The sequence below is a fragment of the Chordicoccus furentiruminis genome, from assembly GCF_019355395.1.
In the GTDB taxonomy this organism is placed as follows: domain Bacteria; phylum Bacillota; class Clostridia; order Lachnospirales; family Lachnospiraceae; genus Chordicoccus; species Chordicoccus furentiruminis.
This window is the reverse complement of the sequence record NZ_CP048829.1, coordinates 3057418-3081577: the sequence shown is the minus strand read 5'-3', so window position 1 is coordinate 3081577 and position 24160 is coordinate 3057418. Positions and strand designations below refer to the sequence as shown.

General features: G+C 51.5%; 21 protein-coding genes, 1 tRNA gene and 1 other RNA gene. 2 read left to right on the top strand and 21 right to left on the bottom strand.

Annotated features, from left to right (window positions below):
• Positions 1-5: 5 nt before the first annotated feature.
• Entirely contained in the window at positions 6-707 is a 702-nt protein-coding gene (locus G4C92_RS14065) for an L-ribulose-5-phosphate 4-epimerase (protein ID WP_274940446.1), read from the bottom strand.
• 202 nt (positions 708-909) lie between these two features.
• Positions 910-981 (bottom strand) — tRNA-Gly (locus tag G4C92_RS14060).
• Positions 982-1382: 401 nt separating this feature from the next.
• Between G4C92_RS14060 and G4C92_RS14055 the strand changes: the two genes are divergently transcribed.
• A complete protein-coding gene (locus G4C92_RS14055; protein WP_274940445.1) occupies positions 1383-1805 on the top strand; it encodes a helix-turn-helix domain-containing protein in 423 nt (140 codons plus the stop codon).
• A 7-nt stretch (positions 1806-1812) separates the two neighbouring features.
• Here the strand turns inward: G4C92_RS14055 and G4C92_RS14050 are convergent, their stop codons facing one another.
• The 5 genes from G4C92_RS14050 to G4C92_RS14030 form a co-directional block, all read right to left on the bottom strand.
• Positions 1813-2454, bottom strand: a complete 642-nt coding sequence (locus G4C92_RS14050) for a CatB-related O-acetyltransferase (protein WP_274940444.1) — start codon at positions 2452-2454, stop codon at positions 1813-1815.
• 286 nt (positions 2455-2740) lie between these two features.
• Positions 2741-3004 (bottom strand): hypothetical protein, encoded by a 264-nt coding sequence (locus G4C92_RS14045; protein ID WP_274940443.1) that lies wholly within the window; start codon positions 3002-3004, stop codon positions 2741-2743.
• Between the two features lie 83 nt (positions 3005-3087).
• Positions 3088-3384 carry a hypothetical protein gene (locus tag G4C92_RS14040; RefSeq protein WP_274940442.1) on the bottom strand — a complete coding sequence of 99 codons (297 nt, stop codon included), beginning with the start codon at positions 3382-3384 and terminating at the stop codon, positions 3088-3090.
• Positions 3384-3581 (bottom strand): hypothetical protein, encoded by a 198-nt coding sequence (locus tag G4C92_RS14035; protein ID WP_274940441.1) that lies wholly within the window; start codon positions 3579-3581, stop codon positions 3384-3386. The genes G4C92_RS14040 and G4C92_RS14035 overlap by 1 nt, the downstream gene beginning before the upstream one ends.
• Positions 3582-3593: 12 nt before the next feature.
• On the bottom strand, positions 3594-4073 hold the full coding sequence (locus G4C92_RS14030; protein ID WP_274940440.1) for a hypothetical protein: 480 nt from the start codon (positions 4071-4073) through the stop codon (positions 3594-3596).
• A gap of 160 nt (positions 4074-4233) precedes the next feature.
• Between G4C92_RS14030 and G4C92_RS15140 the strand changes: the two genes are divergently transcribed.
• Positions 4234-5682: a DDE-type integrase/transposase/recombinase gene (locus G4C92_RS15140; RefSeq protein ID WP_274940009.1), complete on the top strand. Its 1449-nt coding sequence runs from the start codon at positions 4234-4236 to the stop codon at positions 5680-5682.
• 586 nt (positions 5683-6268) lie between these two features.
• Here G4C92_RS15140 and G4C92_RS14020 read toward each other — a convergent pair.
• The 14 genes from G4C92_RS14020 to rnr form a co-directional block, all read right to left on the bottom strand.
• Positions 6269-6550, bottom strand: a complete 282-nt coding sequence (locus tag G4C92_RS14020; protein WP_274940439.1) for a hypothetical protein — start codon at positions 6548-6550, stop codon at positions 6269-6271.
• A gap of 38 nt (positions 6551-6588) precedes the next feature.
• The gene (locus tag G4C92_RS14015) at positions 6589-6825 is read right to left on the bottom strand and encodes a hypothetical protein (protein ID WP_274940438.1); all 237 of its coding nucleotides are present in this window, start codon (positions 6823-6825) and stop codon (positions 6589-6591) included.
• A 133-nt stretch (positions 6826-6958) separates the two neighbouring features.
• Complete coding sequence (locus G4C92_RS14010) at positions 6959-7582, bottom strand: response regulator transcription factor (protein ID WP_274940437.1); 624 nt, start codon at positions 7580-7582, stop codon at positions 6959-6961.
• Between the two features lie 3 nt (positions 7583-7585).
• Positions 7586-8530, bottom strand: coding sequence for a sensor histidine kinase (locus G4C92_RS14005; RefSeq protein ID WP_274940436.1), 945 nt, complete (start codon positions 8528-8530; stop codon positions 7586-7588).
• Positions 8531-8570: 40 nt separating this feature from the next.
• Positions 8571-10235, bottom strand: a complete 1665-nt coding sequence (locus G4C92_RS14000) for a hypothetical protein (protein WP_274940435.1) — start codon at positions 10233-10235, stop codon at positions 8571-8573.
• Positions 10236-10774: 539 nt separating this feature from the next.
• A complete protein-coding gene (locus G4C92_RS13995) occupies positions 10775-12055 on the bottom strand; it encodes an IS110 family RNA-guided transposase (RefSeq protein ID WP_274940019.1) in 1281 nt (426 codons plus the stop codon).
• Between the two features lie 93 nt (positions 12056-12148).
• Positions 12149-12634, bottom strand: a complete 486-nt coding sequence (locus G4C92_RS13990) for a hypothetical protein (protein ID WP_274940434.1) — start codon at positions 12632-12634, stop codon at positions 12149-12151.
• A gap of 371 nt (positions 12635-13005) precedes the next feature.
• Positions 13006-13352: a transfer-messenger RNA gene (gene ssrA, locus G4C92_RS13985) on the bottom strand.
• 211 nt (positions 13353-13563) lie between these two features.
• Positions 13564-19170: an InlB B-repeat-containing protein gene (locus G4C92_RS13980; protein WP_274940433.1), complete on the bottom strand. Its 5607-nt coding sequence runs from the start codon at positions 19168-19170 to the stop codon at positions 13564-13566.
• A 314-nt stretch (positions 19171-19484) separates the two neighbouring features.
• Positions 19485-19802, bottom strand: coding sequence for a hypothetical protein (locus tag G4C92_RS13975; RefSeq protein WP_274940432.1), 318 nt, complete (start codon positions 19800-19802; stop codon positions 19485-19487).
• Positions 19803-19865: 63 nt separating this feature from the next.
• Entirely contained in the window at positions 19866-20534 is a 669-nt protein-coding gene (locus G4C92_RS13970; protein ID WP_274940431.1) for a metal-dependent hydrolase, read from the bottom strand.
• An 18-nt stretch (positions 20535-20552) separates the two neighbouring features.
• On the bottom strand, positions 20553-21557 hold the full coding sequence (locus tag G4C92_RS13965; protein ID WP_274940430.1) for an immunoglobulin-like domain-containing protein: 1005 nt from the start codon (positions 21555-21557) through the stop codon (positions 20553-20555).
• A 16-nt stretch (positions 21558-21573) separates the two neighbouring features.
• Positions 21574-22041, bottom strand: coding sequence for an SsrA-binding protein SmpB (gene smpB / locus G4C92_RS13960; RefSeq protein ID WP_274940429.1), 468 nt, complete (start codon positions 22039-22041; stop codon positions 21574-21576).
• 60 nt (positions 22042-22101) lie between these two features.
• Complete coding sequence (gene rnr, locus G4C92_RS13955) at positions 22102-24156, bottom strand: ribonuclease R (RefSeq protein WP_274940428.1); 2055 nt, start codon at positions 24154-24156, stop codon at positions 22102-22104.
• Between the last annotated feature and the right edge of the window lie 4 nt (positions 24157-24160).

The window sequence follows — 24160 nt, the reverse complement described above, 5'->3', positions numbered from 1 at the left end:
CCAGCTTACTGCCGGACCTGACCGTAGTAGGCATGGGCTCCGTGTTTGCGGTAATAATGCTTGTCCTGCAGATCCTGCGGCGCCGGGACAACCCGCGGGTTGATCAGCTCCGTGCGGTACGCCATCTTCGCGACCTCCTCGAGAACGACCGCGCTGTGAACCGCTTCCACTTCATCCTTCCCCCATGCGAAGGGACCGTGATTCCGGCAGAGGACCGCCGGCACCGCCGCCGGGTCCTTTTTAAGCCGTGCAAATTCGTTCACGATCAGACGGCCCGTATTGGTCTCGTACGCCTCGTCGATCTCCTCCTTCGTCAGACACCGCAGGCAGGGAATCGGTCCGTAGTAATAATCCGCGTGGGTGGTGCCGTAGCAGGGGATGTCGCGCCCCGCCTGCGCCCAGCTTGTCGCATAGGACGAATGCGTGTGAACGACGCCGCCGATCTCCGGCCACGCCCTGTAGATCTCCACATGCGTCGGCGTATCGGAGGACGGGCGCAGAGCCCCTTCCACCACCTTGCCGTCCAGATCCACCACGACCATATCGTCCGGCGTCATTTTGTCATAATCCACGCCGCTGGGCTTGATGACGACCAGCCCCGAGGCGCGGTCGATCGCGCTGACATTGCCCCAGGTGAACGTGACCAGTCCGTACTTCGGCAAAAGCATGTTCGCCTCGTACACTCTCTGTTTTAAATCTTCAAGCATGTCCAACCTCTTCCCGTGCTTCATACTGCACAATGCTCTTTTTTTGCGGAAGCGTTATATCCGCATACATGTTTGATTATACAACAGATTGGCGCGGGTGTATGTGCATTTTTCATGGGTTCAGATGCTGTTTTTTTGCGCGGCTCATTACGAAAAACACATAACAAAAAACGGAGGATGAACTCTCATCCTCCGCCTGTCGAGCGCGAGACGGGGATCGAACCCGCGACCCCCACCTTGGCAAGGTGGTGCTCCACCGCTGAGCCACTCGCGCCTGCGCCGCTTACTGTCTGCGACTTTGCTATCATAGCGCGGTATCGTATCCGTGTCAACAGGAAATTTCAAAAAGACGAACCCGGCATTCCTGCAAAAGCGCATCCGGTTCTGCGATGCAGCGCCGCACCACACATGCGCGATAGTCTTCTCCCCTCCGTCACGGCAGGCTGGCGGATAAGAAAAGACCGCAAAAAAGACCCCATCCGGAATCACCCGGATGCGGCCTTTCCTCTTGTTGATTATCCATCCAATATGTGAACTCACTCAGGTACTGGATGCTGTTATGCAAACAACCTGTGCGAGGTACTTTTGGTGGACCTATCGCAACTTTATTCAAACCCGTTTCTACAGATACGGAAATTCAAAGAAAGCATCAATCCACTGAATATTGGCAGCAATTTGGACAATCTGGCCAAAAAAACAAACCCGCCAGCTAGAGATAATATATCACCAAAACGCCAAAATGTCTATGGCGAGACTGAAGTATGTCGCATACGGCAAAAGCAAAAAAGTTTATCAGAACTAGAAGTCCAAGCCATATGCAAAAGATATCAGTCCGGGGACTCGGTATATAAATTGGCCAAAGACTTCGAGTGTCACAGAAGTACTATTAGTGCAGTATTAAAACGTAATGGCGTAGAGGTATCACATAAAGCATCCACGAAGCCTGAACTCGTCAAGAAGGTGATAGCTCTGTATGCGCAGATGAAGACTCCAAAAGAGGTCGGAACCATAGTAGGGCTCGACTGCGGTACGGTACGGCAAGTATTGAAAGAAAACGGGATTTATATCCGCAAGAGCTGGGAGTATCCGAAGAAATAAGAATCTATTAGCTTAATCGATTCTTCAGCTCTGCTTTAACTTTCTCTAAATCACTATCCGTAAGAAGCGGAATGAGGGTATTGATTTCGTCAATACTCTTATTCCACCACTTGAACTGGAGCAATAGATCAATCAGCTCATCATCGAATCGATTGCGAAGATCACGCGCCGGATTCCCAATTACAATCGTATATGGAGCTACATCTCTGCCAACAACGCAATTCGCACCAATGATAGCGCCATCGCCTATATGTACACCCGGAAGAATTACGGCATCTTGGCCGATCCACACATCATTTCCAACCACCGTATCGCCTTTAAGTGGCAAGTCAGATGGTTTTGGAGGCTCCATATCCCAACCCTCAAGCGTGTAGAACGGAAATGTCGATACGGCATTCATCTGATGATTTGCGCCATTCATCACGAACTCAACTCCGGCCGCAATCTGACAGAACTTTCCAATAATTAGTTTGTCTCCATTCCACTCATAAAGATGGGTCACATGACTTTCGAATTCGGAATCCGCAATATAAGTAAAGTCGCCGACTACAATATTCGGATTCCTGATTGTTGGCTTTACGTAGATTTCCTTATTGTATCCCGCAATCGGATGCACCGCATTCGGATCTGGATGTTTTCCGTCCTTCATTTATTACCTCATTATTCTGGTTTTATTTCTATTATAATGGCTGGCGGGGCATAATTCTACGCGGTCGACGCTTAACGAACTGGGGTTTAGGGCATTTTCCTCAGTTTCCTACAGAGCTTATATCGCCCCCATAATGCATGTATCCACCAACTTATTTTCTCGAACATGTCGAGTCTCCCGTTTAATTATATAAGTAAGATAATCCTTTCCAAAAAACTATAAAAGCATGAGTTTAACGCTTTTTGATCTTATTTTCAGATCATTAAAGTTCAAGATGCTATCGGAATCATAGAAAGCGGCTTAGCTCAAACCTATAAAAATCATCAGCTTCTTTTAGGTAATCATCAAACAAATCATTCGTAGCAAGATTTCCATTTCTGTCGAATGTGATGTTCTTTAACTGGTCGTCTTTCTCTAGCCGATTGATCAAATTGATCGTTAAACCCGTCTTTACAAGATATATTTTCTTCCTATCGGTCGTGCCATAAAGGATTTCGTAGTACTCATCCTCATTCAAAATGGAATAGTCCAGCATCAGTTGGAAGAACATACGCAACTTGAAACTTACGAAATCTTCTTCTATTTTCTGCTTTACTATCGCAATATTAGCTAGCTGTCGGCTAGTCTTTCTACTTAGATCAATGTAAACATTATGATAGGATTCGCGCCCGGTTGCTGCATACGATAATCTGCGAGAATCTCCGCGAACGGATCCTGACCGGGATAATCCTGGTTGTATTCTAGTGCATAGGTGCATAAGATGCCTTTTAATTGCATTAGACCTCCTGATTGGATTGCTGGTACAATCGATGGCCTTGCGTTGACGCAAGCCTCTTCCATTTCTTCCTCGCTCATTTTCTTGCCGCATGCCGAGAGCGACAGAGCCATAAACACTGCCAATAGGAGGGTAATAATTTTTGCATATTTCATCATAATTTCCGGCCGTTCTCGAAGCGATCCGCAAGGCTTTCCGGTTCGCTCGGATTCCCTAAATTCTTCTTGCGCACAGCTTTGTTGCGAATTGCATCCGATCCTTTATCTACGATCTTGTTTCCAATAAAGCCAACCACTACCACCAGCAAGCCTATACAAACAAAAGCCAAAGCGACTATCATACCATCGGACATGTTTGATCCTCCTTACAAAATGCTGTGTTTGGTCTTAAACTCCAGCGGAACCGTCCGTACCTGTGTATTGGGATCTAGACTCAAGAATATCTTCTCCACGGCAGTCGTCAGCTTGTTCATGTTTAGGCCGTCCTGCGGCATTCCATTATGTGTTTTCCAGTTGGTAAACTCAAAACGATATACAACCTGCGTGCCGTTATCTCTAAGCTTATGAAGCTGTGCCGACCAAGTGCTGCCGGTAAATTTGAAAAGCTGCTGTTCGTTGCTGCCTTGCATCTTTGTACGCATTTCGGCATAGTCTATTGCTTTGACCGCCTCGGTAACCCGTGCGGGATCGACCGCTGAAAGAGTGAACTCCTCGGCGCTCTCCATGAAATTTGTGCGTCTGCTAATAATCTTGCCGTCAGCTACCATCTTATTGTGGGATTTCATAGCGAAATAAATCACCACGCCCATCACTGCGGCTACAATAAGCAAAACAAACCAAATCATAATTAGACCTCCAAAATATCTAAGGTAGTGTCAAATTCACCACCTGTTTATAGTGCGAATCTCTTGATTTTACGGGAGGTGCAAATAAAAAGAGCATTGTCCTCCCTTTTTGGTATAATGTCAGCGACCAAACCTTCACTACACAAAAGAGGCAATGCTCGTGAACATTATACTTTATCTTCTTCAGTTGTGCCATCAGCTTTATCAGCAAAACTGCTGGCTGGTTAACTTTATCTGCAGATATATCCCGCTTAAGCAGTGGACCTTTGATGATTCCCATTCCCCCAGGTATCAGAAATTCAAGGTGGACCAGCTTCCCAGGATCATCTACCATCACCAGGATTGGGACTGGCAGGATCTCAATCGCTACTACGCGTGGAAATACGGAAAACCCGTTCAGCCTGTCCGCCGCCGCTCTGAGTGCGATATCCCGGAGCATTGCACCTGCCCCGCCTGCAAAGCGCCTCAGCCTTACCTGTACCGTAACAACGGCAAAGCCGGCCAGTTGATGTGCAAGGTCTGCGGAACCCTCTTTTCGCCAGATGAGAACCGTTTCTCCAAAACCCTTTCCCTCAAGTGTCCTTACTGCTCCCATGCGCTGGTTCGTAAGAAAGACCGGAAGCACTTCATCATCCATAAATGCGTGAATCCTAAATGCCCTTACTACCTGCACAACCTTAAGAAGGTTGACAGGGCAGATCTGGACGAGGATTATGGTAAAAACAAGTATAAGCTGCATTACATCTACCGTGAGTTCACGATCGATTTCTTCAAGATGGACATCACCACCCTGCCGAAGAATGCGTCCTCGCTGAAATTCAGCAAAAACAATGCTTATATCATGTCCCTGTGTCTTTCCTACCGGGTGAATCTCGGCCTGTCACTACGCAAAACCGTGCAGGCCCTGAAGGACATCCACGGCATCTCCATATCCCACCAGATGGTTGCCAACTACTGTAAGACTGCCGCCGTCTGCGTGAAACCGTTTGTTGATACATACCCTTACGAAAAGGGCTCTGCCTTTGTTGCTGATGAGACTTACATCAAAGTCCGCGGCATCAAAGGCTTTATCTGGCTGATCATCAATGCGGCAACCCGGGCTGTGATCGGCTATCAGGTATCTGACAGCCGCAGTGTCGGTCCCTGCATCATGGCCATGCGCATGGCCTTTCAGCATCTAAAAAAACTTCCCGGGAACTTCCGTTTCATCGCGGATGGTTATAGTGCCTATCCTCTCGCCGCCCAGCAATTCTTCCATGAGTTTGGTGAGAAGTTCAAGTTTGAGATTACCCAGGTCCTCGGCCTTACAAACGATGATGCTGTTTCTACGGAATTCCGGCCTTATAAGCAGATGATCGAACGTCTCAACCGCACTTATAAGACCTCCTATCGCCCCACTAACGGCTTCAATAACTACGATGGTGCCAACTACGACCTCGCGCTATGGGTGGCTTACTACAACTTTCTGCGGCCGCATAAACTGCATAAATTCCAGCCGCCGGTTCGTAATGACATCATTGCAAACGGCGAAAACATGCCGGGAAAATGGCAGCTGTTGATCTTCCTTGGCCAGCAGACCATTAAAAAGATGCAGGAGGCTGCCGGATAAGCAGAGAGCGGAACCGTTGTCAAGGGAACCGCGGAATACCGGAGCGGCTTCAGCCGCGAGGATATGCCGCGAAAGTCCCTTGACATAAGGTTCACGGATGATCCTCTTGTAAAGGGAAAGGGGCCGCTGCGCCTTTCCCTGCTTCCGGCGAGGACGGGTCTGGGCGGAGCCCAGGATCCGGGTCAAGGGACGAGTCCCTTGCCGGTTCTTAGGGCAGCGCCCTAAGCCCTCGGAGAGCCTTCAGCAGACTATATCTACAGATTTTCAAGGTTCGTTGGAGCCTTTTTCTTTGGCTCTGGGTTTTCATAGATGACTTGACACTACCATATCTAAATAAGGCTTGTCTCCAATATGGAGAAAAAACATAGGGCCAGTTTCCGTTTTCCGATTTTTCTTCCACAGTATCAGTAGAATCCGAACTTTCCGTCGCACTGACGGTTGCGCTGTCTTTCGATTTACATGCACTAAGGGAAGTGATCATTAAGACAGCCATGCACAGTCACAGTAAGCGCCGTCCTTTTATTAATCGTGTTGCGCATTACCTTTTACCTCCGTTCTGCGACTTGTGCTTCCGGCATACTTCCGCCTATTCCTTGATAAACTGCGTACCGCCGATATAAATCGAATCGCCGGACTTAGAAAATGATTGCTGCCAATCATACGGTATTCCAAACAACGAATAGCTGATTGTGATCTTGTCACCATCAATCTTATATGTTCCGGTGGCGTTAATGCCGAAGGCCGACATCGTTACTGTATCACCTTTGAATGTGAACATCTGCGAAATACCATCAGTGGAATAATATGTACCACTAAGTTTATTGTCACCACAAGCTGTGAGCAGTAGAGAAAGCAGAATAAGAATCATACAAAGGCAAAGTGCGCGTCGTATTTTTATCCCGTTCATTACTTCTTGTCTCCATTCTGTTCCTTATGCTTCCGATACGCCTTTGCCGCCACATCGGCCGCCGCATCGACACCTTTACCAATGGCTTTCTCAATGATTCGAATAATTACAAAGCCGACGATAGAAACTCCGACGCAGGCCAGAATGCCCAGAACCACATTCTCCGTAGATACCCAAGCCAGCAGTCCAACCAGCACCCCGATAATGATAGAATTGTACGCATAAGTCTTTCTCATAGTTCATCTTCCTCTCGTATTCATAGTTGTATGGCAAGTAAACCTATCATCTCCAACATTTTATCTCTGAACATAAAAATCCGCCCCACACAAAAGTATAATTTTTCGTGTGAGGCGGATTTTTTGCATATATTCAGTATTTTGGCAGAACCAATCGCTTTTCTACAACTTCGGCAACGAGCTGGATCGTACTGCGGAAACCGGTTTTCTGCAAGATGTTCTTCACGTGGTATTTGACCGTGTTCGGCGACATATACAATACCGCTGCCATTTCTTCATAACGATATCCTGTCGCTAAAGCGCGAATCACATCCAATTCCCGATCCGTAAATTCGTCGCTTTTCGCCAAACCGATTATTATCGTTGGGCTGTTGTCCGGCCAAACAAATTCACCATTCATTGTTCGGTCACAGATTTCGAGAAGGGAAATATTTCCTTGTTCCTTGTACCAGAAACTGTCACAGCCACTGTCCTTTGCTTTCTGAATAAAAGAGTGTTCCGGCATAGAAGTCATAATAATGACCTTCACATGCGGATAATTCCTTTTAATTTTTGCCGCTGCCACAAGGCCGGATTCATCGTCTACTGTACAGACATCCATTAAAATCAAATCTATTTTATTTCGTATGCATGCAATCTCAGCGTTTGCTGCATTCTCAATAGAGGCTATTACAAAGTATTCCGGGGAAGCGGAAAGATGTCTTTCAAAGGCTTCTCTGGATATCCTGGAATCCTCCACAATTAATACATTTACCATAAACTACTCCTTTGGAATTGTCAGAATGAGCGTGACAGCGCCGTTATAGCGATAGCTCATTGTCGCACCATCCTGTTCCAATCTTTTTCTCAGGCTACTTAAGCCTCCACCCTCCTGAATCGGCGGATTGACGGCTCGCCCATTATTTCGTATTTCTACATCATACCGGCCATTGTTCTCAGAAACGGAAATCGTCAGCTTATCTGCTCCGGCATGTTTTACTGCATTGGTGAGCGCCTCCCGAATAGCAGCGTATAACAACAATAATGCTTTACGTTCTGGGGGCTGTCTTCCTTGAAATTCTACCCGACAACCAATCAGATCTGCTACTTGAATCAGTTCTTTTTGCGGAGAGACTTCTCTTGTCTCGGTAGCAACCGCCGCATTTTCCATATCTGCAATCACATTTTCCCAGGCGGAGAAGAGCTCCCATTCATTCTGTTCATCGTTGTCTTCCGTCAGCACATTTTTTGTCATAATTAGAAGCCGCCCAAAAACATCATGTATCCGCATCTTGGCGCCGAGCAGTTCTTTGTCCAGATTATTCTGGACGATGTTCCTCAGCAACTCCCTCTGCCTGTTATGAAGCTCCGCTACACGACGATTGTTTTCCTCGAGTCTGTTTCTGTATTCGTATAGCTCTGTAATATCCGACGCCTCATACTGCGTGATCTGAGATTTATTCACCTGAAGCAATCTTCTTTGAAATTGCCAAACTGTCCCATCCTCGATTCTGCACAGGATAGACTCTGCCTCTTTGGTATCTTCATGGCTTTGTGGGAGCGCCTTAAGCATAAGTGTCTGCCACATTGCCGTTGCATTTGTGATCGTATGCCCGGTCAGCTCATAGCACACATCGTTAATTTTTTTGTTTGCTAGAATCGGTCTGCCATCTGTCGCTGCGAAGCAAATACCATCTGGGTAAGTATTGATTGCGTTTCGAATCATTCTGGATATGTGGTAGCGTTCTTTTAATTTCTGTAGCATATCACTCACCGCCTTCCGAAAGTACAACCAAATATCCACCCGGAATGTCTTGGTAGGCTGTCGTGTACTCTTCTGCAGCGACAACCGGTATAGACTCTATTGGAAGCTTCTTGGCGCCACTAATTACCAAGAACTGTACCTGTCCTCGTTTTGCAGTAATTGTGATTTCTTTTAAGGCAAAACGCTCATACTCTAACAGATATTCCAGCACATCGAAAATATATATGGAAAAGCCAGCAGAAAACTGCTTACTCGGATTCCAATCAAGCTCTGCCTGAATTCCCAGCAGACTCATTGCAGACTTCATATCTTCAAGGCTAAACCTTAAATCATCCTCATGAATCTCACCGGTTTCTTTTTGAATCAGCCGCAGATTGCATCGACGTTTTACGTAGGTGCCAAGAAGAACCAGTTCTCGCAGATATGCATTCCTGCTGTCCGCCAAATCGCGCTTCTTTGTAATTTCCTTCATCAACCGAAGCTGACCTTGAACCTCTCTTGTTAATTCATCATATATCTGATTTTTCGCTGTCAGGCTTGCTTCCTGATTCTTAGTTTTGATTTCCTCGTCTAAAAGAGCGCCCTCCTGTTCCAGGGTTTCCGCACTCTGGTTCAATTCGTCGATAGTCTTCCGCAGAAGCGATACGTCTTTATTCCAGAGAAATAGCCCGTCCGCGAATTTGTGCATGTGTAGCTCTTTGCCCGGCTCCACTTCAATACGGCCTTTTTCTTGCAATTCTGCTAATTGCTCCTGGGAAATCTCTGTCGCGGCTTTGGATGAAAACCTGTACCTGTCATCCCCAATGATCTGCATTCCGACCGTTGCATGCTCAAAAATCTCCCGATACTCCGTGTTAACGGGGACTAGTCCCATGTAGATGTAGAACTCCCATGTTAGCACCTCGATGTAGTAGATTTTTGCAAACAACTCAATTACCTCGAGATTTGCCAGGCTTGGGAGAAGCTGTAGGGACACCACAAAAAATTCAAAGGAGAAAACGAACACCATGATCGGCTCAAATAATGGAATCAGCCATTTCAGTATCTTTCCACGATCGGCAAGTTGGTTTCTCTTGTATATTAGTAGCACTCGCACGATCATAAGGACAATTCCGAATCCCAATAGCACGAATGTCCCAATATAAGGATGAAAATTCAGATTGGGCTGGACTTCCTCCGGGACGGTATAAAACATAAAATGGCGGCTTTCATCCGTAAGGCATAAATAGGCCATCCATATTACCGGGATCATGAGGAGATGCCAACTCTTACGAACCCGGAAATTGTCCCATTGTCCGATCCCCAACGAGGCATAGATGCTGAGTACCAGACCTAATAATATGGTAGCCTCCAAAGACAGCCCGCTGACGCGCATCAGTAGAATGTTTTCAATCCAGAAGGTGTCCTGCAGAAAACGAACGGTAAGCCCGGCTAGCATGACCGCCGCTTCAAGCATGAGAAAAGTTCGCATGCTTTTTTGGGTTACACGGACACAGATTGATATGGCCCACCCACCAATCAGAAATAAATAGCATGCATACAGAATATAGGTTCTAAATGGATCATCGGGCAAATATCTTAGGCTGACCTGACGATAAAGAGACACGAAGAACAGCAATAAGAATGCTGCGATATTTATTCGGACTTGTCTTTGACGCTCCGTCATTCGCCATACCCCTCCCTATAAAGTCAAGTCATTTTTCCTTGAAAATCAAGGATTTTTTAACGTTATACCTCTGCTAAATGAGCCGGAAGGATGGGCATCTCAGAGTATCTGGTACAAGAATAGAGGTGTTTTGGGTATACGAATCAGAACGTCACTTGTTCCGATATTCATGGCCGTTGTATAACCCTTCCCTCTATGGCAGCGCACCTCCCGTATCTACCAGGATCACCTTCGGTTTCCCGCCGGGTCCTCACTTCCTTCGTTCCGCCTGCCCATAACCAGGGTGTCAGCTTAGCTCCTCATCAGGGTCATGCCCTATGGAAATAATTCCTGCCGACTACTGGCTCATTCTTTGTTGTTTGCTGACTCCAGTTCCCGTTCACCAGCACCTTTCGGTGGACGTTCCCCTGATGAACTTCTTCTTTCGTCACTCCCATAAGGGAGCCGGTCACCTGCTCGTGACCGGAACCGGATCCCTGATGCCGGATCAGATGCCCGGCTCCGGCCGCAAGCAGTAGTTACTCTGTTGTCTTGGCTGCTTATGCCGCCACTGGTCTCCGGATATCACCCATCAGCTTCGCCGCGTCATAGGTCGTTCCTGTCTGCAGGATCAGATAGAATACCCGGATCAGTTTACATGCCACCGCGATCATCGACTGCATCTTCTTCAAGGGGTTCTTCTCCCTTGTCGTGTAGTACTGGTGGATCGACCGGAATTCCGGACTGTGGCTCACCACGCTGACCGCCGCTTCATACAGCACATACCTCAGCCGCTTCCGGCCACGGTAGCTGATGTGGCTCTCGCCCTTGTGTTTGCCGGATTCATTCTTCACGATGGCATATCCGGCCAGTTTCTGCAGCTGTTTGGGATCATCGAAACGCGTAATGTCCCCGACTTCCGCCACAAACCCGACCACCGTTTTCAAACCTACGCCTCTAATCTCCAGAAGCTTATCTACATACGGAACCTCTGTGATCTTTTCCTCGATCAGCGCCATCAGCTCTGCTTCCCTCGCCGTCTGCATCTCATAGTCCGCAAGCAGGATCTTAAGTTCTACCCTGGCTGCTTCCTGTGCTTCCCGGCTTCCGATGCTGTGCTCCGCCGCCGTTACCAGGGTCTTTGCCCTCTTTAATCCGACGCCTCTTACCTTTGCATCCCTCCAGATCCGGTTCACACCGTCCACACCGAGTTTTACGATATCCTCCGGCAGTGGTGCCACCTTCAGAACCATCAGGCCGCTGACCGCACCGACATTCCCGTAAACGTCTTTATAATTCGGGAAGTAGATGCTGAACCATCTGGCGATCCGGTTCTTCAGTCTTGTGATCTCGCTCTGAGCGAGCACCTGCAGTCCTGACAACGCTCTGATCTCTGCGTAGACACCGTCCGGGATGTACGGTCGAAAATACCTTCCGTCTTTTACCAGACCAGCGATCACTTTCGGATCCTTGCGGTCGTTCTTGGACGGGTTGTTGTCATCCAGTTCCTTCGATTTCTTGACATGATGGGGATTCACATGCACCGGGATCATCCCGTTGTCCTGCAGGAACTTCCCCAGGTTGAACCAGTAATGGCCTGTCGGCTCCATGCCTGGTATTACCTTGTCCATCCCGTGCTTTTCCTTCAGTTCCATGATCCAGGCTCGGAACGTCTCGAACCCTTCCTCTGTATTGCTGAATTCCAGCGGCTTTCTGGAGAATTCATATCCCCGCCAGTTGAATGCCCGTGCGAAGTGTGTTTCACTCCCTACATCGATGCCAAGGATCAAAGTTTTTTCCGTAATAGCTGCAATCTTTGCGTTCTGTGTGGTAGACTTCATATCAGATACCTCTCTTGTAATGGATTTGCTAACTGTCGTGGGTCAGCAAACCTTATATTACATTGAGGTATCTTTTCTTTCACCTGCTTTCTTTCAAGTCCCTATATTTGAATCATACAGGAAGCTCCTATATTCATTCAAATCATGAAAATAACAGGTATCAAGTAATCTGCTGTACTTTAATGCATGTTCCGAATCTAACGTACCACGCAGATCCCCCGTTGCTTCAATGAACGCTTTTCTATCAGGATAGCGAAGTCCTATACGCTCATATTCTTCAGTATCATCGCTAATACAGAGGTATAAAAGATCTAGAACGGGAACAAACATATCGCTTTTGCCCCGAATTGCAATATCTCGTATGACCTGTTGAACCATAGGATGTATCTTTGTTCGTTTTTCATCCTCGACCACTGCCTTTAAGATTCGAGGATTCTTATATCGAGTAAGCGAAAACACATATACTTCCGACAAGAATTTTCCAAGAGTCTCTTTAGTGTTCAGGATTTCGAACTCGTCCTTATACACCTGCGGAATCGTTTCGTCAGCCTTAATTATCTGCCACAGATCATAAAGCACATCATTATCAAAACAGCTCTCAGCTATTGAACATGAAATCAGCGTCCGCAGCACTACGTTCGATGATATCCTCAAGAATCTGTCTCTTGCCTTCGATCTCATCGAGGATTGCGGCAGAACTTATCGAAAAGCGAACGATAATATTAAAAAACTCATGTGTCAAGCTATATTCAAGAGAATCTGGATACATGAGGACGGGACAGTAACTACAGAATTTACTGACATATATAAGAATATCGTCGGCCCAATTGAGCATGATTTGATTAATCAGAACACGAAATCAGCGTCTGCCGAAGCAGACGCTGATTCTATCCACAAGTTACTCAAATCCTACTCAAATTTTTTTGGGCAGGGTTTGAATAACGAACTTTTGGTGGACCTGGCGGGAATCGAACCCGCGTCCGAAAGCTCCTCCATCAAGGCATCTCCCATCACAGCTGCTTGTTTCCATTCCCTCGCTTAAGCGGCAGGCAGCAGCCTCATAAGCTCAGTAGCTTCATGTTACGCCCGCGGACGCAAAGCTTAATCCGTGTCGTTTCCCGTAATCATGACGCCGGTGACCGGGAGTACGGGTACAACCGGGCCGACGAGCGACACTCAGGCCGCTACTGCAACAGTATTGTTGTCAGCGTTTAAATTTAAGTTCTGGTTGATACGCGGTCCAGCCCGCGGATGGCTTCCTCGACTTCAAAACCCCCGTCGAAACCAGTACAAGCCCGGAAATGTTTTGCAAATCGCATCATAGCACAAAGTGAACCGGAATGTCAAAAGAAGAACGAAAGAAACTTGACATCATATGGCGGCAAACAGCCGGAGAACCGGACTTCCTGTCCCGGTCCTCCGGCTGTTAAGATGGCCTTACGCAATCGCCACGGCAGCAGTCGTTTCAGTCTCGCTTCACCTCTTCCTCCTGCCGCACATGATGCGCATCACTTCTGCCTGAAAGCCCTTCCGCCTCCCGAGGGTGCGCTCTGTCCCTTCGGCACGAGCTGGATCTGGATTCCTTCCAGACGGTAGGCATATCCTGCCGTGCCAGCTGACGCTCCGTTTTTCGCCCAACCCATCCAGCCGAAATGCTGCGCGTGAACCCGGTAGTAAACGTCAAACTCATTTGCCAATGCACCCGTCAGTTTCATCTGGATCGCCTCCAGACGCTTCGACTGCCCGATTGTGCCGGACAGAGCACCGTCCGCGACCCATCTCTGCCATCCATACGTCTGCACATGGGTCTTGTATGTGATGCCGCCGCTGACGTCACTCCCGGAGGTGCGGATCTTGATCCCTTCGAGACGGAGGCTTTGCCCGACTGTTCCGGAAATGGCTCCGCTGCTGACTTCTGCCTGCCAGCCCTGTTTCTGCACATGTGTCTGATAATAGATCTTCGGCATCGCGCGATACGGTGTCGCTGTGCTTCCGGGTGCCTTGCCACCCTTCGGCACGATTTGAATCTGGATTCCCTCCAGACGATAGGAATATCCCGCTGTGCCGGCAGACGCGCCGTTCTTCGCCCAGCCCATCCAGCCGAAATGCTGCGCATGAACCCGGTAGTAAACATCAAACTCATTTGCCAGCTCGCCGGTAAGCTTGATCTGGATCGCTTCCAGACGCTTCGACTCTCCGGTCGTGCCGGACAGGGCATCGTCCGTCACCCAGTTCTGCCAGCCATACGTCTGCACATGAGTCTTATACGTTATGCCTCCGCTGACGTCACTCCCGGAGGTACGGATCTTAATTCCTTCGAGTCGGAGACTCTTCCCGACCGTCCCGGAAACGGCTCCGTTACTGACTTCTTCCTGCCAGCCCTGACTCTGCACATGCGTCTGATAGGAGACGGTCGGCATCGAACGATACGGTGTCGCTGTGCTTCCGGGCGCTTCACCACCTTTCTTCACGAGCCGGATCTGAATACCTTCCAGACAATACGAATAGCCGGAAGTGCCGGCGGCCTCTCCGTCTTTTGCCCAGTCCATCCAGCCGAAATGCTCCGCGTGAACCCGGTAGTAGACGTCATACTGCTTCTCCAGATCATCCTTCAGACGGATGCGGATCGCCTCAAGATGTTTCGACTGTCCGACCGTACCCGAATCGGCTCCGTCGGATACCCAGTTATTCCACCCGTCCTGCTGCACAAGCGTCTGGTATTTAACGCCGCCGGAAGAGCCGCCTTCCACCTTGATCCGGATCGCTTCCAGCTGAAGCGCCTGTCCGGTCGTGCCGGCTGTCTCCCCGTCGGAAACCAGATTCTGCCAGCCGATCGACTGGACATGTGTCTGGTATTCCACCTTCGGCTCTTTCTCCGTGTCCAGCGTCCAGGTCGCTAACAAGTACAGATCTTTTGTCGGAATATAAGAAGCAGCTTCATCCGCACTGATCTCAGGTGTTTTCGCTATAAAGTTGTTGAAGTCTATACTCCATCCCGCCAGTGAATAGCCTTTGCGATAAGGCGTCGGCGGTTCTCCGATCGTGTCTCCTTTCAGAACTCCCCGGTATATATAATCGGCCTCTTTGTTGTCATCCATGGACCAGCTGCCTCCAGTCGGGTCAAAATAAATTTTCCACCCTTCTTTCAAGACAGCATATAAAGACATGTCGCTGGCCGGAATGTAATCTATCAGTTCTTCCGCTTTGATCTCGGGTTCTGTTGCGTTCGGATCCGTGCTCCATCCAATACAGATGCAATTCTCCTTTGCTCGCCTGTTAGCTAAGTCGTCTCCTACAGAACAACCTTTCATAACCTCAACGACATAAGGATCATTATCTGTCTCATAGTTCGGATAGAACGTGATAGTCCATGCATCTTTCCATACCGCGTACAGGGTCACATCACTTGCAGGAACAAATGTTTTTAAATCCTTGATATCCGGCTCTTTCGCATTCCGATCCGTACTCCATCCTGCAAATGCGAGCCCGGAACGGTCAGGGTGAAAATATCGTGACGCAGTATCCCCCTTTGCAACAGTAAAGGGTATCGTTCCCGTTTTCGATTCTTCACCCCAATAACCACCGTTCGGATCAAGCGTCACCGTCCAGGCTTCTTTCCAGACTGCGTACAGAGTCACATCACCTGTCGGTACATACTGGCTAAGATCCGTGATCTCCGGTTCTTCTGCGTTCCGGTCTGTGCTCCAGCCCACAATGGCAGATCCGTTTTGATCTGGCTGAAGATTATCATCATAACTCTTCCCTTTGGCAATTGCGAAAGACAGAGGATCCGTTTCTGTTACATTACCATACCAGTACCCGCCGTTCGGATCACACGTCACCGTCCAGGCTTCTGTCCAGACTGCGTACAGAGTCACATCACCTGTTGGTACATACTGCCAAAGAGCCGTGATCTCCGGTTCTTCTGCGTTCCGGTCCGTGCTCCAGCCGGCCACTGCAAATCCTCTGCGAACTGGATTGCCAAAATCATCTGCAGGATTCCCTTTTTTAATTGCCGCAGTCCTGGGATCCGATTCCGTTCCATCCTCGTCCCAGCTTCCGCCGTTCGGATCATACGTCACCATCCAGGCTTCTGTCCAGACTGCGTACAATGTCACATCGCTGGTCGGTACGTACTGACGAAGATCCGTGATCTCCGGTTCTTCTGCGTTCCGGTCTGTGCTCCAGCCCACAATGGCAGATCCGTTTTGATCTGGCTGAAGATTATCATCATAACTCTTCCCTTTGGCAATTGCGAAAGACAGAGGATCCGTTTCTGTTACATTACCATACCAGTACCCGCCGTTCGGATCACACGTCACCGTCCAGGCTTCTTTCCAGACTGCGTACAACGTCACATCGCCGGTCGGTACATAATTGCCTTGATTGCTGAACTCCGGCTCTTGTGCATCCTTGTCCGTACTCCATCCGACTACTGCATATCCTTTTCGATATAGAAGATAACCAAAGTAAAGCCTGTCTCCTTTGGCAATTGCGATAGCCGAGGGTTCCGTGTCCGTAAGATTTCCTGGCCAGCTCCCGCCGTTCGGATCCAACGTCACCGTCCAGGCTTCTTTCCAGACTGCGTACAATGTCACATCGCTGGTCGGTACATACTGCCAAAGAGCCGTGATCTCCGGTTCTTCTGCGTTCCGGTCTGTGCTCCAGCCGGCCACTGCAAAGCCTTTGCGAACTGGATTGCCATAATAATCTGCAGGATTCCCCTTTTTAATTGCCGCAGTCCTGGAATCCGAGTCCGTACCATCCTCGTCCCAGTTTCCGCCGTTCGGATCATACGTCACCATCCAGGCTTCTGTCCAGACTGCGTACAATGTCACATCGCTGGTCGGTACGTACTGACGAAGATCCGTGATCTCCGGTTCTTCTGTGTTCCGTTCTGTGCTCCAGCCGGCCACTGCAAAGCCTCTGCGAACTGGATTGTCATAATCATCTGCAGGATTCCCCTTTTTAATTGCCGCAGTCCTGGGATCCGATTCCGTGCTATCCTCGTCCCAGTTTCCGCCGTTCGGATCATACGTCACCGTCCAGGCTTCTGTCCAGACTGCGTACAGAGTCACATCACCTGTTGGTACATACTGCCAAAGAACCGTGATCTCCGGTTCTTCTGCGTTCCGTTCTGTGCTCCAGCCGGCCACTGCAAAGCCTTTGCGAACTGGATTGCCATAATAATCTGCAGGATTCCCCTTTTTAATTGCCGCAGTCCTGGAATCCGAGTCCGTACCATCCTCGTCCCAGCTTCCGCCGTTCGGATCATACGTCACCGTAAAGGCTTCTGTCCAGACTGCGTACAGAGTCACATCGCTGGTCGGTACATACTGCCAAAGAGCCGTGATCTCCGGTTCTTCTGCGTTCCGGTCTGTGCTCCAGCCGGCCACTGCAAAGCCTTTGCGAACTGGATTGTCATAATCATCTGCAGGATTCCCCTTTTTAATTGCCGCAGTCCTGGGATCCGATTCCGTTCCATCCTCGTCCCAGCTTCCGCCGTTCGGATCATACGTCACCATCCAGGCTTCTGTCCAGACTGCGTACAATGTCACATCGCTGGTCGGTACGTACTGACGAAGATCCGTGATCTCCGGTTCTTCTGCGTTCCGGTCTGTGCTCCAGCCGGCAAATGCAAATCCTCTGCGAACTGGATTGCCAAAATCATCTGCAGGATTCCCCTTTTTAATTGCCGCAGTCCTGGAATCCGAGTCCGTACCATCCTCGTCCCAGCTTCCGCCGTTCGGATCATACGTCACCGTAAAGGCTTCTGTCCAGACTGCGTACAGAGTCACATCGCTGGTCGGTACATACTGCCAAAGAGCCGTGATCTCCGGTTCTTCTGCGTTCCGGTCCGTGCTCCAGCCGGCCACTGCAAAGCCTCTGCGAACTGGATTGAAATAATCTGCAGGATTCCCCTTTTTAATTGCCGCAGTCCTGGAATCCGAGTCCGTGCCATCCTCGTCCCAGTTTCCGCCGTTCGGATCATACGTCACCATCCAGGCTTCTGTCCAGACTGCGTACAGAGTCACATCGCTGGTCGGTACATACTGCCAAAGAGCCGTGATCTCCGGTTCTTCTGCGTTCCGTTCTGTGCTCCAGCCGGCCACTGCAAAGCCTCTGCGAACTGGATTGCCATAATAATCTGCAGGATTCCCCTTTTTAATTGCCGCAGTCCTGGAATCCGAGTCCGTACCATCCTCGTCCCAGCTTCCGCCGTTCGGATCATACGTCACCGTAAAGGCTTCTGTCCAGACTGCGTACAGAGTCACATCGCTGGTCGGTACATACTGCCAAAGAACCGTGATCTCCGGTTCTTCTGCGTTCCGTTCTGTGCTCCAGCCGGCCACTGCAAAGCCTTTGCGAACTGGATTGCCATAATAATCTGCAGGATTCCCCTTTTTAATTGCCGCAGTCCTGGAATCCGAGTCCGTACCATCCTCGTCCCAGCTTCCGCCGTTCGGATCATACGTCACCGTAAAGGCTTCTGTCCAGACTGCGTACAGAGTCACATCGCTGGTCGGTACATACTGCCAAAGAGCCGTGATCTCCGGTTCTTCTGCGTTCCGGTCTGTGCTCCAGCCGGCCACTGCAAAGCCTTTGCGAACTGGATTGCCATAATAATCTGCAGGATTCCCCTTTTTAATTGCCGCAGTCCTGGAATCCGAGTCCGTACCATCCTCGTCCCAGCTTCCGCCGTTCGGATCATACGTCACGGTATAACTCTCCGACTCATCCGTGTCGGATTCCGCCGCCACCACCATCTCGGAACGACTGTCCGTTACTGCTTCCGGCTCTCCCGCAGATGCACTGTTCAGGGGCACCTCACCGCCGTTGTCGTCGTCAGCGTACAGATTGGTATCTGTTCCCGCTGTTCCTGTATCAGACGGCCGATTCACGGCCGTCCCGCTGTCCTCACCTGCCGGTGCGGCTTCGTTTTCGTCGCCCTGAAGGGTCGTATCCTGTCCTCCGGTATCCTGTGATCCGGCATCTGCTGCATCACCGTCTGTGACCTCCACGACGTCATCTGACGCATAGACCCACGACAACTGTCCCTGGAACGGCGAAACAGCCAGAATAGCCGCTGACAATAGTGCCACAAGTCTCTTCATACAATCCTCCCCTCCAGACGTTCGCCTTTTGCAGCCTCCCTCTAGTTCCTTGAGAGAAGCAATCAGCTGTACTCAGGCATTTTGTAAAAATCCATGCCAGATATTATATAACAATTATATATTTTGCATGTCAATTGGCAACTTTCCTCTTCTTCATTTGTTAAACTTTAAGTCCTATGATTTTGAATTCGTGTGCTTCTTGTTGATTTGTCAGTGCATTTTCTGAGGATGCACCGTCGTCATTATTACAGCAAACAGCCGGAAGACGGAACAGTCTGTCCCGCCTTCCGGCTGTGTGTCCATGTTTTTCTCTCTTACTCCGCTCTCGCGCCGCCCTCGTCCAGCGCATCGATGTTGACGTTCCCGGACTCATCGAAGACCTCGGTGTCACGCGGCGCGGCGGATTCGTCGGCTGCGTCGTCTCCTTCGTCCGGATCCGTCGTCCCGTCCATCTCCGTCCCCGCGTCCGCTTCGTCGTCATCGACGATATCGGTCCGGACACTCTCCTGCGTCTTGCCGGCGCCGGTCGAAGCGGCTGTGGCACCGGATCCCTGATTGAGGCCGACGGAGCATCCGGTCATGGTGCCGGTCAGAGCGGCAAGCATCATCAGCAGCAGTATGTTTTTCTTCATCATCTGAAATCCCTTCTGAACCTGAATTGTTTTCTGAAACAAGGCCTGACTTTCTTCCGTCTTTCACGGAATCAGGCCCGCCAGACGGCTTTTCACCGCCGCTTCCATCCCGCGAAGGCGCGCGATCTGGCCGGTCATCGGCGCCGAGTGGGCGACAACCAGTACCAGCGCGATCACGCCGGCCGTCAGCAGAATCCGGTCCATCCATCCGTTTGAAGCAAACAGCTTCATGGAAACCAGCTTTCTCGACGGAAAGAACAGGCGCATGCCTCTCCGGTTGGTGAGGTCCAGCAGAAGATGGGAGGCGTAGGCGATCGCGAAATACGGAGTCATCGCCCGCTGCATGAACCATATGCAGGCTGTGAAGAGGATCATCGCCGGCAGTGAGTGCATGAAGGAACGGTGACGGGTCAGCATCCCGACGGCCGCGAAGAGGATGAAGAGCAGCAGCGGCAGCATGAAGCCCGTTTCCCTCCCTCTCCTGAGGAAGCGGGCGTACAGCCCGAGATGAAAATAGAGGTCGGCCAGCAGCACCAGCACGCCGGCGATCACGATGGACGCCACGACCTTCGTCGCGTCATGCCCGGCGCCGGACTGGCCGGCGTCGATGTCACTGATCACGCTGCCCAGCGCCGCGGCACCGGCCCCGCTCACAAGAGCCGGCATCGTCGCCGGCCGCATCACCGCCAGCGAGAGCGCCACGCCGATCACAAGATGTGTCTTTCCCTGCATCCTTCCGCAATCCGCTCCTCACCGGAGCAGATAGACCTCCGAGTAGCGATTGAACTGATCCGAGTACTCGTCCGCCTCATTGTCCACATAGATGTCGACCCAGTTCTGGTTCTCCATCGGACTTCCGCCGTGATCCTCCAGCACATAGATATGACCGTCGATCATCAGGCGGTCTCCGAACTGAAGTCCGAGCCGGGAGCAGGTCGCGGCGGACACCGCCACCGTCCGTCCGGCGGTAAGAGGCGCTCCGCTGGCGGTCTGTCCCACATAGGGACCCTGATCCGCCGGCGTATCCATGTAGGCGGTGAGGCGCCAGAGCCCGAGATCCGTCACAGTGGAATAAACGCCTGAGGACGTCCCGCTCTCCGCCGCATCTCCGTCGGTCACCGTCACCTGACGCACCGTTTTCTGCTGCCGGCCGTCCGGCGCGGTCAGCGTATAGGTGATCAGATAGTCGCCCGGCTTTGATGTGTCAAGCGTGCTGGTATCGGCGGTGACGGAGCTGATCTCATCCTCCCAGACCAGATGTTCCATCGGATCAAAGGTACCGTTCAGCGGAATCTCCACCTTTCCTTCCATTCCGTAGAGATAGTGCTCCAGATCCGGGCGAACAGTCGCGGTGATCGTCTTCCGCACTTCCGTTCCGTCCGCGCCCTGAATCGTATACGTAACCGGATAGCTTCCCGCCGTAGTGAAATCAGCCCCGGAAGCGTCAGCGGCCACGTTCTTCACACTGTCATCCCAGCTGATTCCGGCCGTCAGATCCGGGTTCATGCCCTCGATCAAGGAAAAATCCCTGATTCCGGAGACATGGCCGGCAAGCCCCTCCGCATCCTCCGCGCTTTCCGCAGCCGAGGCAGCCCGGACGGGGCCGGTCGGTGACTGGGCGGCCGCTGCCCGCTCCGCCGCTTTTCTGCCGGCTGGCTTCTCCCTGCTTCCGGCGGCTGCAGCCGGCGTGCTCAGCCAGACAGAAGCCGCCAGAGCGAAAACCGCCGTCCGGCGCATATTCTTCCATATGTTCATCCGAATCCCGCCTCCGTCAGCTGAAATTTCTGATCTTGAAATCCCGCTCCGCCTCGCGCTTCATGTCCTTCTTCGCGATATCAGCGCGCTTGTCGTAGAGCTTCTTGCCCTTTGCAAGCCCGACCTCAACCTTGACCAGACTTCCCTTGAAGTAAACCTGCAGCGGCACCAGCGTGAATCCCTTCTCCTTGATTTTCTGCTCCAGCTTCCGGATCTCGGCGGCATGCATCAGAAGACGCCTCGGCCGCACCGGATCCCGATTGAACAGATTGCCCTTCTCGTAGGGTGAGATGTGCATGCCGTTCACGATCATCTCCCCCCGGCGGATCTCGATGTAGGCTTCCTTCACCGAGCAGTGGCCCATCCGGATGGATTTCACCTCCGTGCCGTACAGCTCGATGCCGGCCTCATATTTTTCCAGTATAAAATAATCGTGATACGCCTTCTTGTTGTTGGCGATCATCTTGATCGAATCGCTGCTCATGAAATGTCCTCAGTCTCCGAGCGCCGGTACGGACGGCGTTTCCGGCCTCTCCCGCCCGGCTCAGATCAGTTCGAACTCAATGGTCCTTGTTCGCAAGTCTCCTCCCTGCGCACGCACGCGCACCGGATCGCCCAGCGTATAGCTGCGTCGTGAGAGGCGCCCCGTCATCGCCCGCTTCTCCTCATCAAAACTGTAGTCATCATCGCACATTCCAGAAACGGAAACAAGCCCTTCCACCGTATTCGGAAGCTCCACATAAAGCCCCCAGCCGGTCACGCCCGAGATCACGCCGTCGAAGATCTCCCCGATATGGCTCAGCATGTACTGGCATTTCTTCAGCTTCTCCGTCTCCCGCTCGACGTTCTGGGCACGCCGCTCGGTCATCGACGTCTGCCGGGCCACATCCGGAAGGATTTCCCGATAGTGGCCGATCTTCCTGTCGTTCAGACGTCCGTGCAGATCGTCCCGGATGATCCGGTGGATCTGAAGATCCGGATACCGGCGGATCGGCGAAGTAAAGTGGCAGTAGTCTTTTGCCGCCAGTCCGAAATGTCCCCTCGGCGTCACATCGTAGCATGCCTGCTGCATCGTCCGGAGGATAACCCGGCTGATCAGTGCCTCGCCCGGCTGACCCTTGATGCGGAGGAGCGCCTGCTGGATTTCCCTCGGTGTGATCTTCTGCTTCTTCTTGTCGATCTCAACGCCGTTTTTCCGGACAAAGGCAATCAGTTCCTCCACCTTGTCGGGATCCGGTTCGCCGTGCACGCGGTAGAGGAAAGGCAGCGCCCGCTTCCGGTACTCCGCCGCCACGGTTTCATTGGCCGTCAGCATAAAATCCTCGATGATCCGCGTCGCCACGGTGGCATTCTCCGGGAGGATCGCCGTCGGGATTCCCTTTTCGTCCAGCTCGATTTTCGCTTCCGGGAAATCGAAATCGATGGCGCCTCTCTTCATCCGGCGTTTCCGGATCAGGGCCGAGACCGTCTCCATCCTCCGGAAGAGCGGCACATAGGCCTCGTATCGGCGGCACAGATCCGGGTCGTTCTCCTCCAGAATGTTCTGCACGTCCGGGTAGCTCATCCGCTCCCCGACCCGGATCACGGATTCCACGATTTCGTGTGCCGTCACGCGTCCGCCGCGGTCCAGCTCCATGATCACGCTCAGCGCCAGGCGGTCTTCCCCCGCGTTCAGCGAGCAGATCCCGTTCGAGAGCGCCTCCGGCAGCATCGGGATCACTCTGTCGGCGAGATAGACGGAGGTGCCGCGGCGCAGCGCTTCCCGGTCCAGCTGAGAGCTCTCCTGGACATAGTTCGATACGTCCGCGATGTGAACGCCCAGCGTGTACCCGTCTGGATGCTCCGTCAGCGAAACCGCGTCGTCGAGATCCTTCGCGTCCGGACCGTCGATCGTCACCAGCTGCCAGTCCCGGAGGTCTCTCCGGCCTTCGAAGTCACTGTCCAGCACATGATCCGGGCATCTCTCCGCCTGCCGCAGCTGCTTCTCCGAAAATTCCATCGGGAGGTTCTCGCCTCGGGCGATGGCGAAAATATCCACCCCCGGGGCGTCGGCCGGCCCGAATACCTCCCGGACCGCTCCGACCGGATTCGCATGTCTTCCTCTTCCGTAATCCGTGATCTCCGCCAGTACCTTGTCTCCGTCCTTCGCGCCGTTCCGCGCCTCGTCCGGAATCAGCACGGTCCGGTTCAGCTTCAGATCGTCCGGGATCACGAGCATCACGTGACCGTCCCGCTCCGCGGTTCCGATCACTTCGTTCACACCGCGGGAGAGGATCCGGGTGACCGTCCCGGACTGCTTTCTGCCGTGTACCTTCGGAAGCAGCCGGACCTCCACCGTATCCCGGTCCCAGGCGCCGTTCGTGCAGTCCCGGCTGATATAGATATCGCCGTCCTTCCAGTTCTCATCCACGGGCCTTGCGAAACCGTACCCGCGGAGGTTCGCCATATAGACGCCCGTCACGATCCGGCCGGATGACGCGCCTTTTTTCCGCAGGGGACGCGTGTGTCTCACGACGGGAGAACCGTCACGTGCGACGTCCGTGATCTTTCCGGGTCCGCTTCCGTCTTTCATTCTCAGTCTGATATGTCTTCTGCTCATGTTC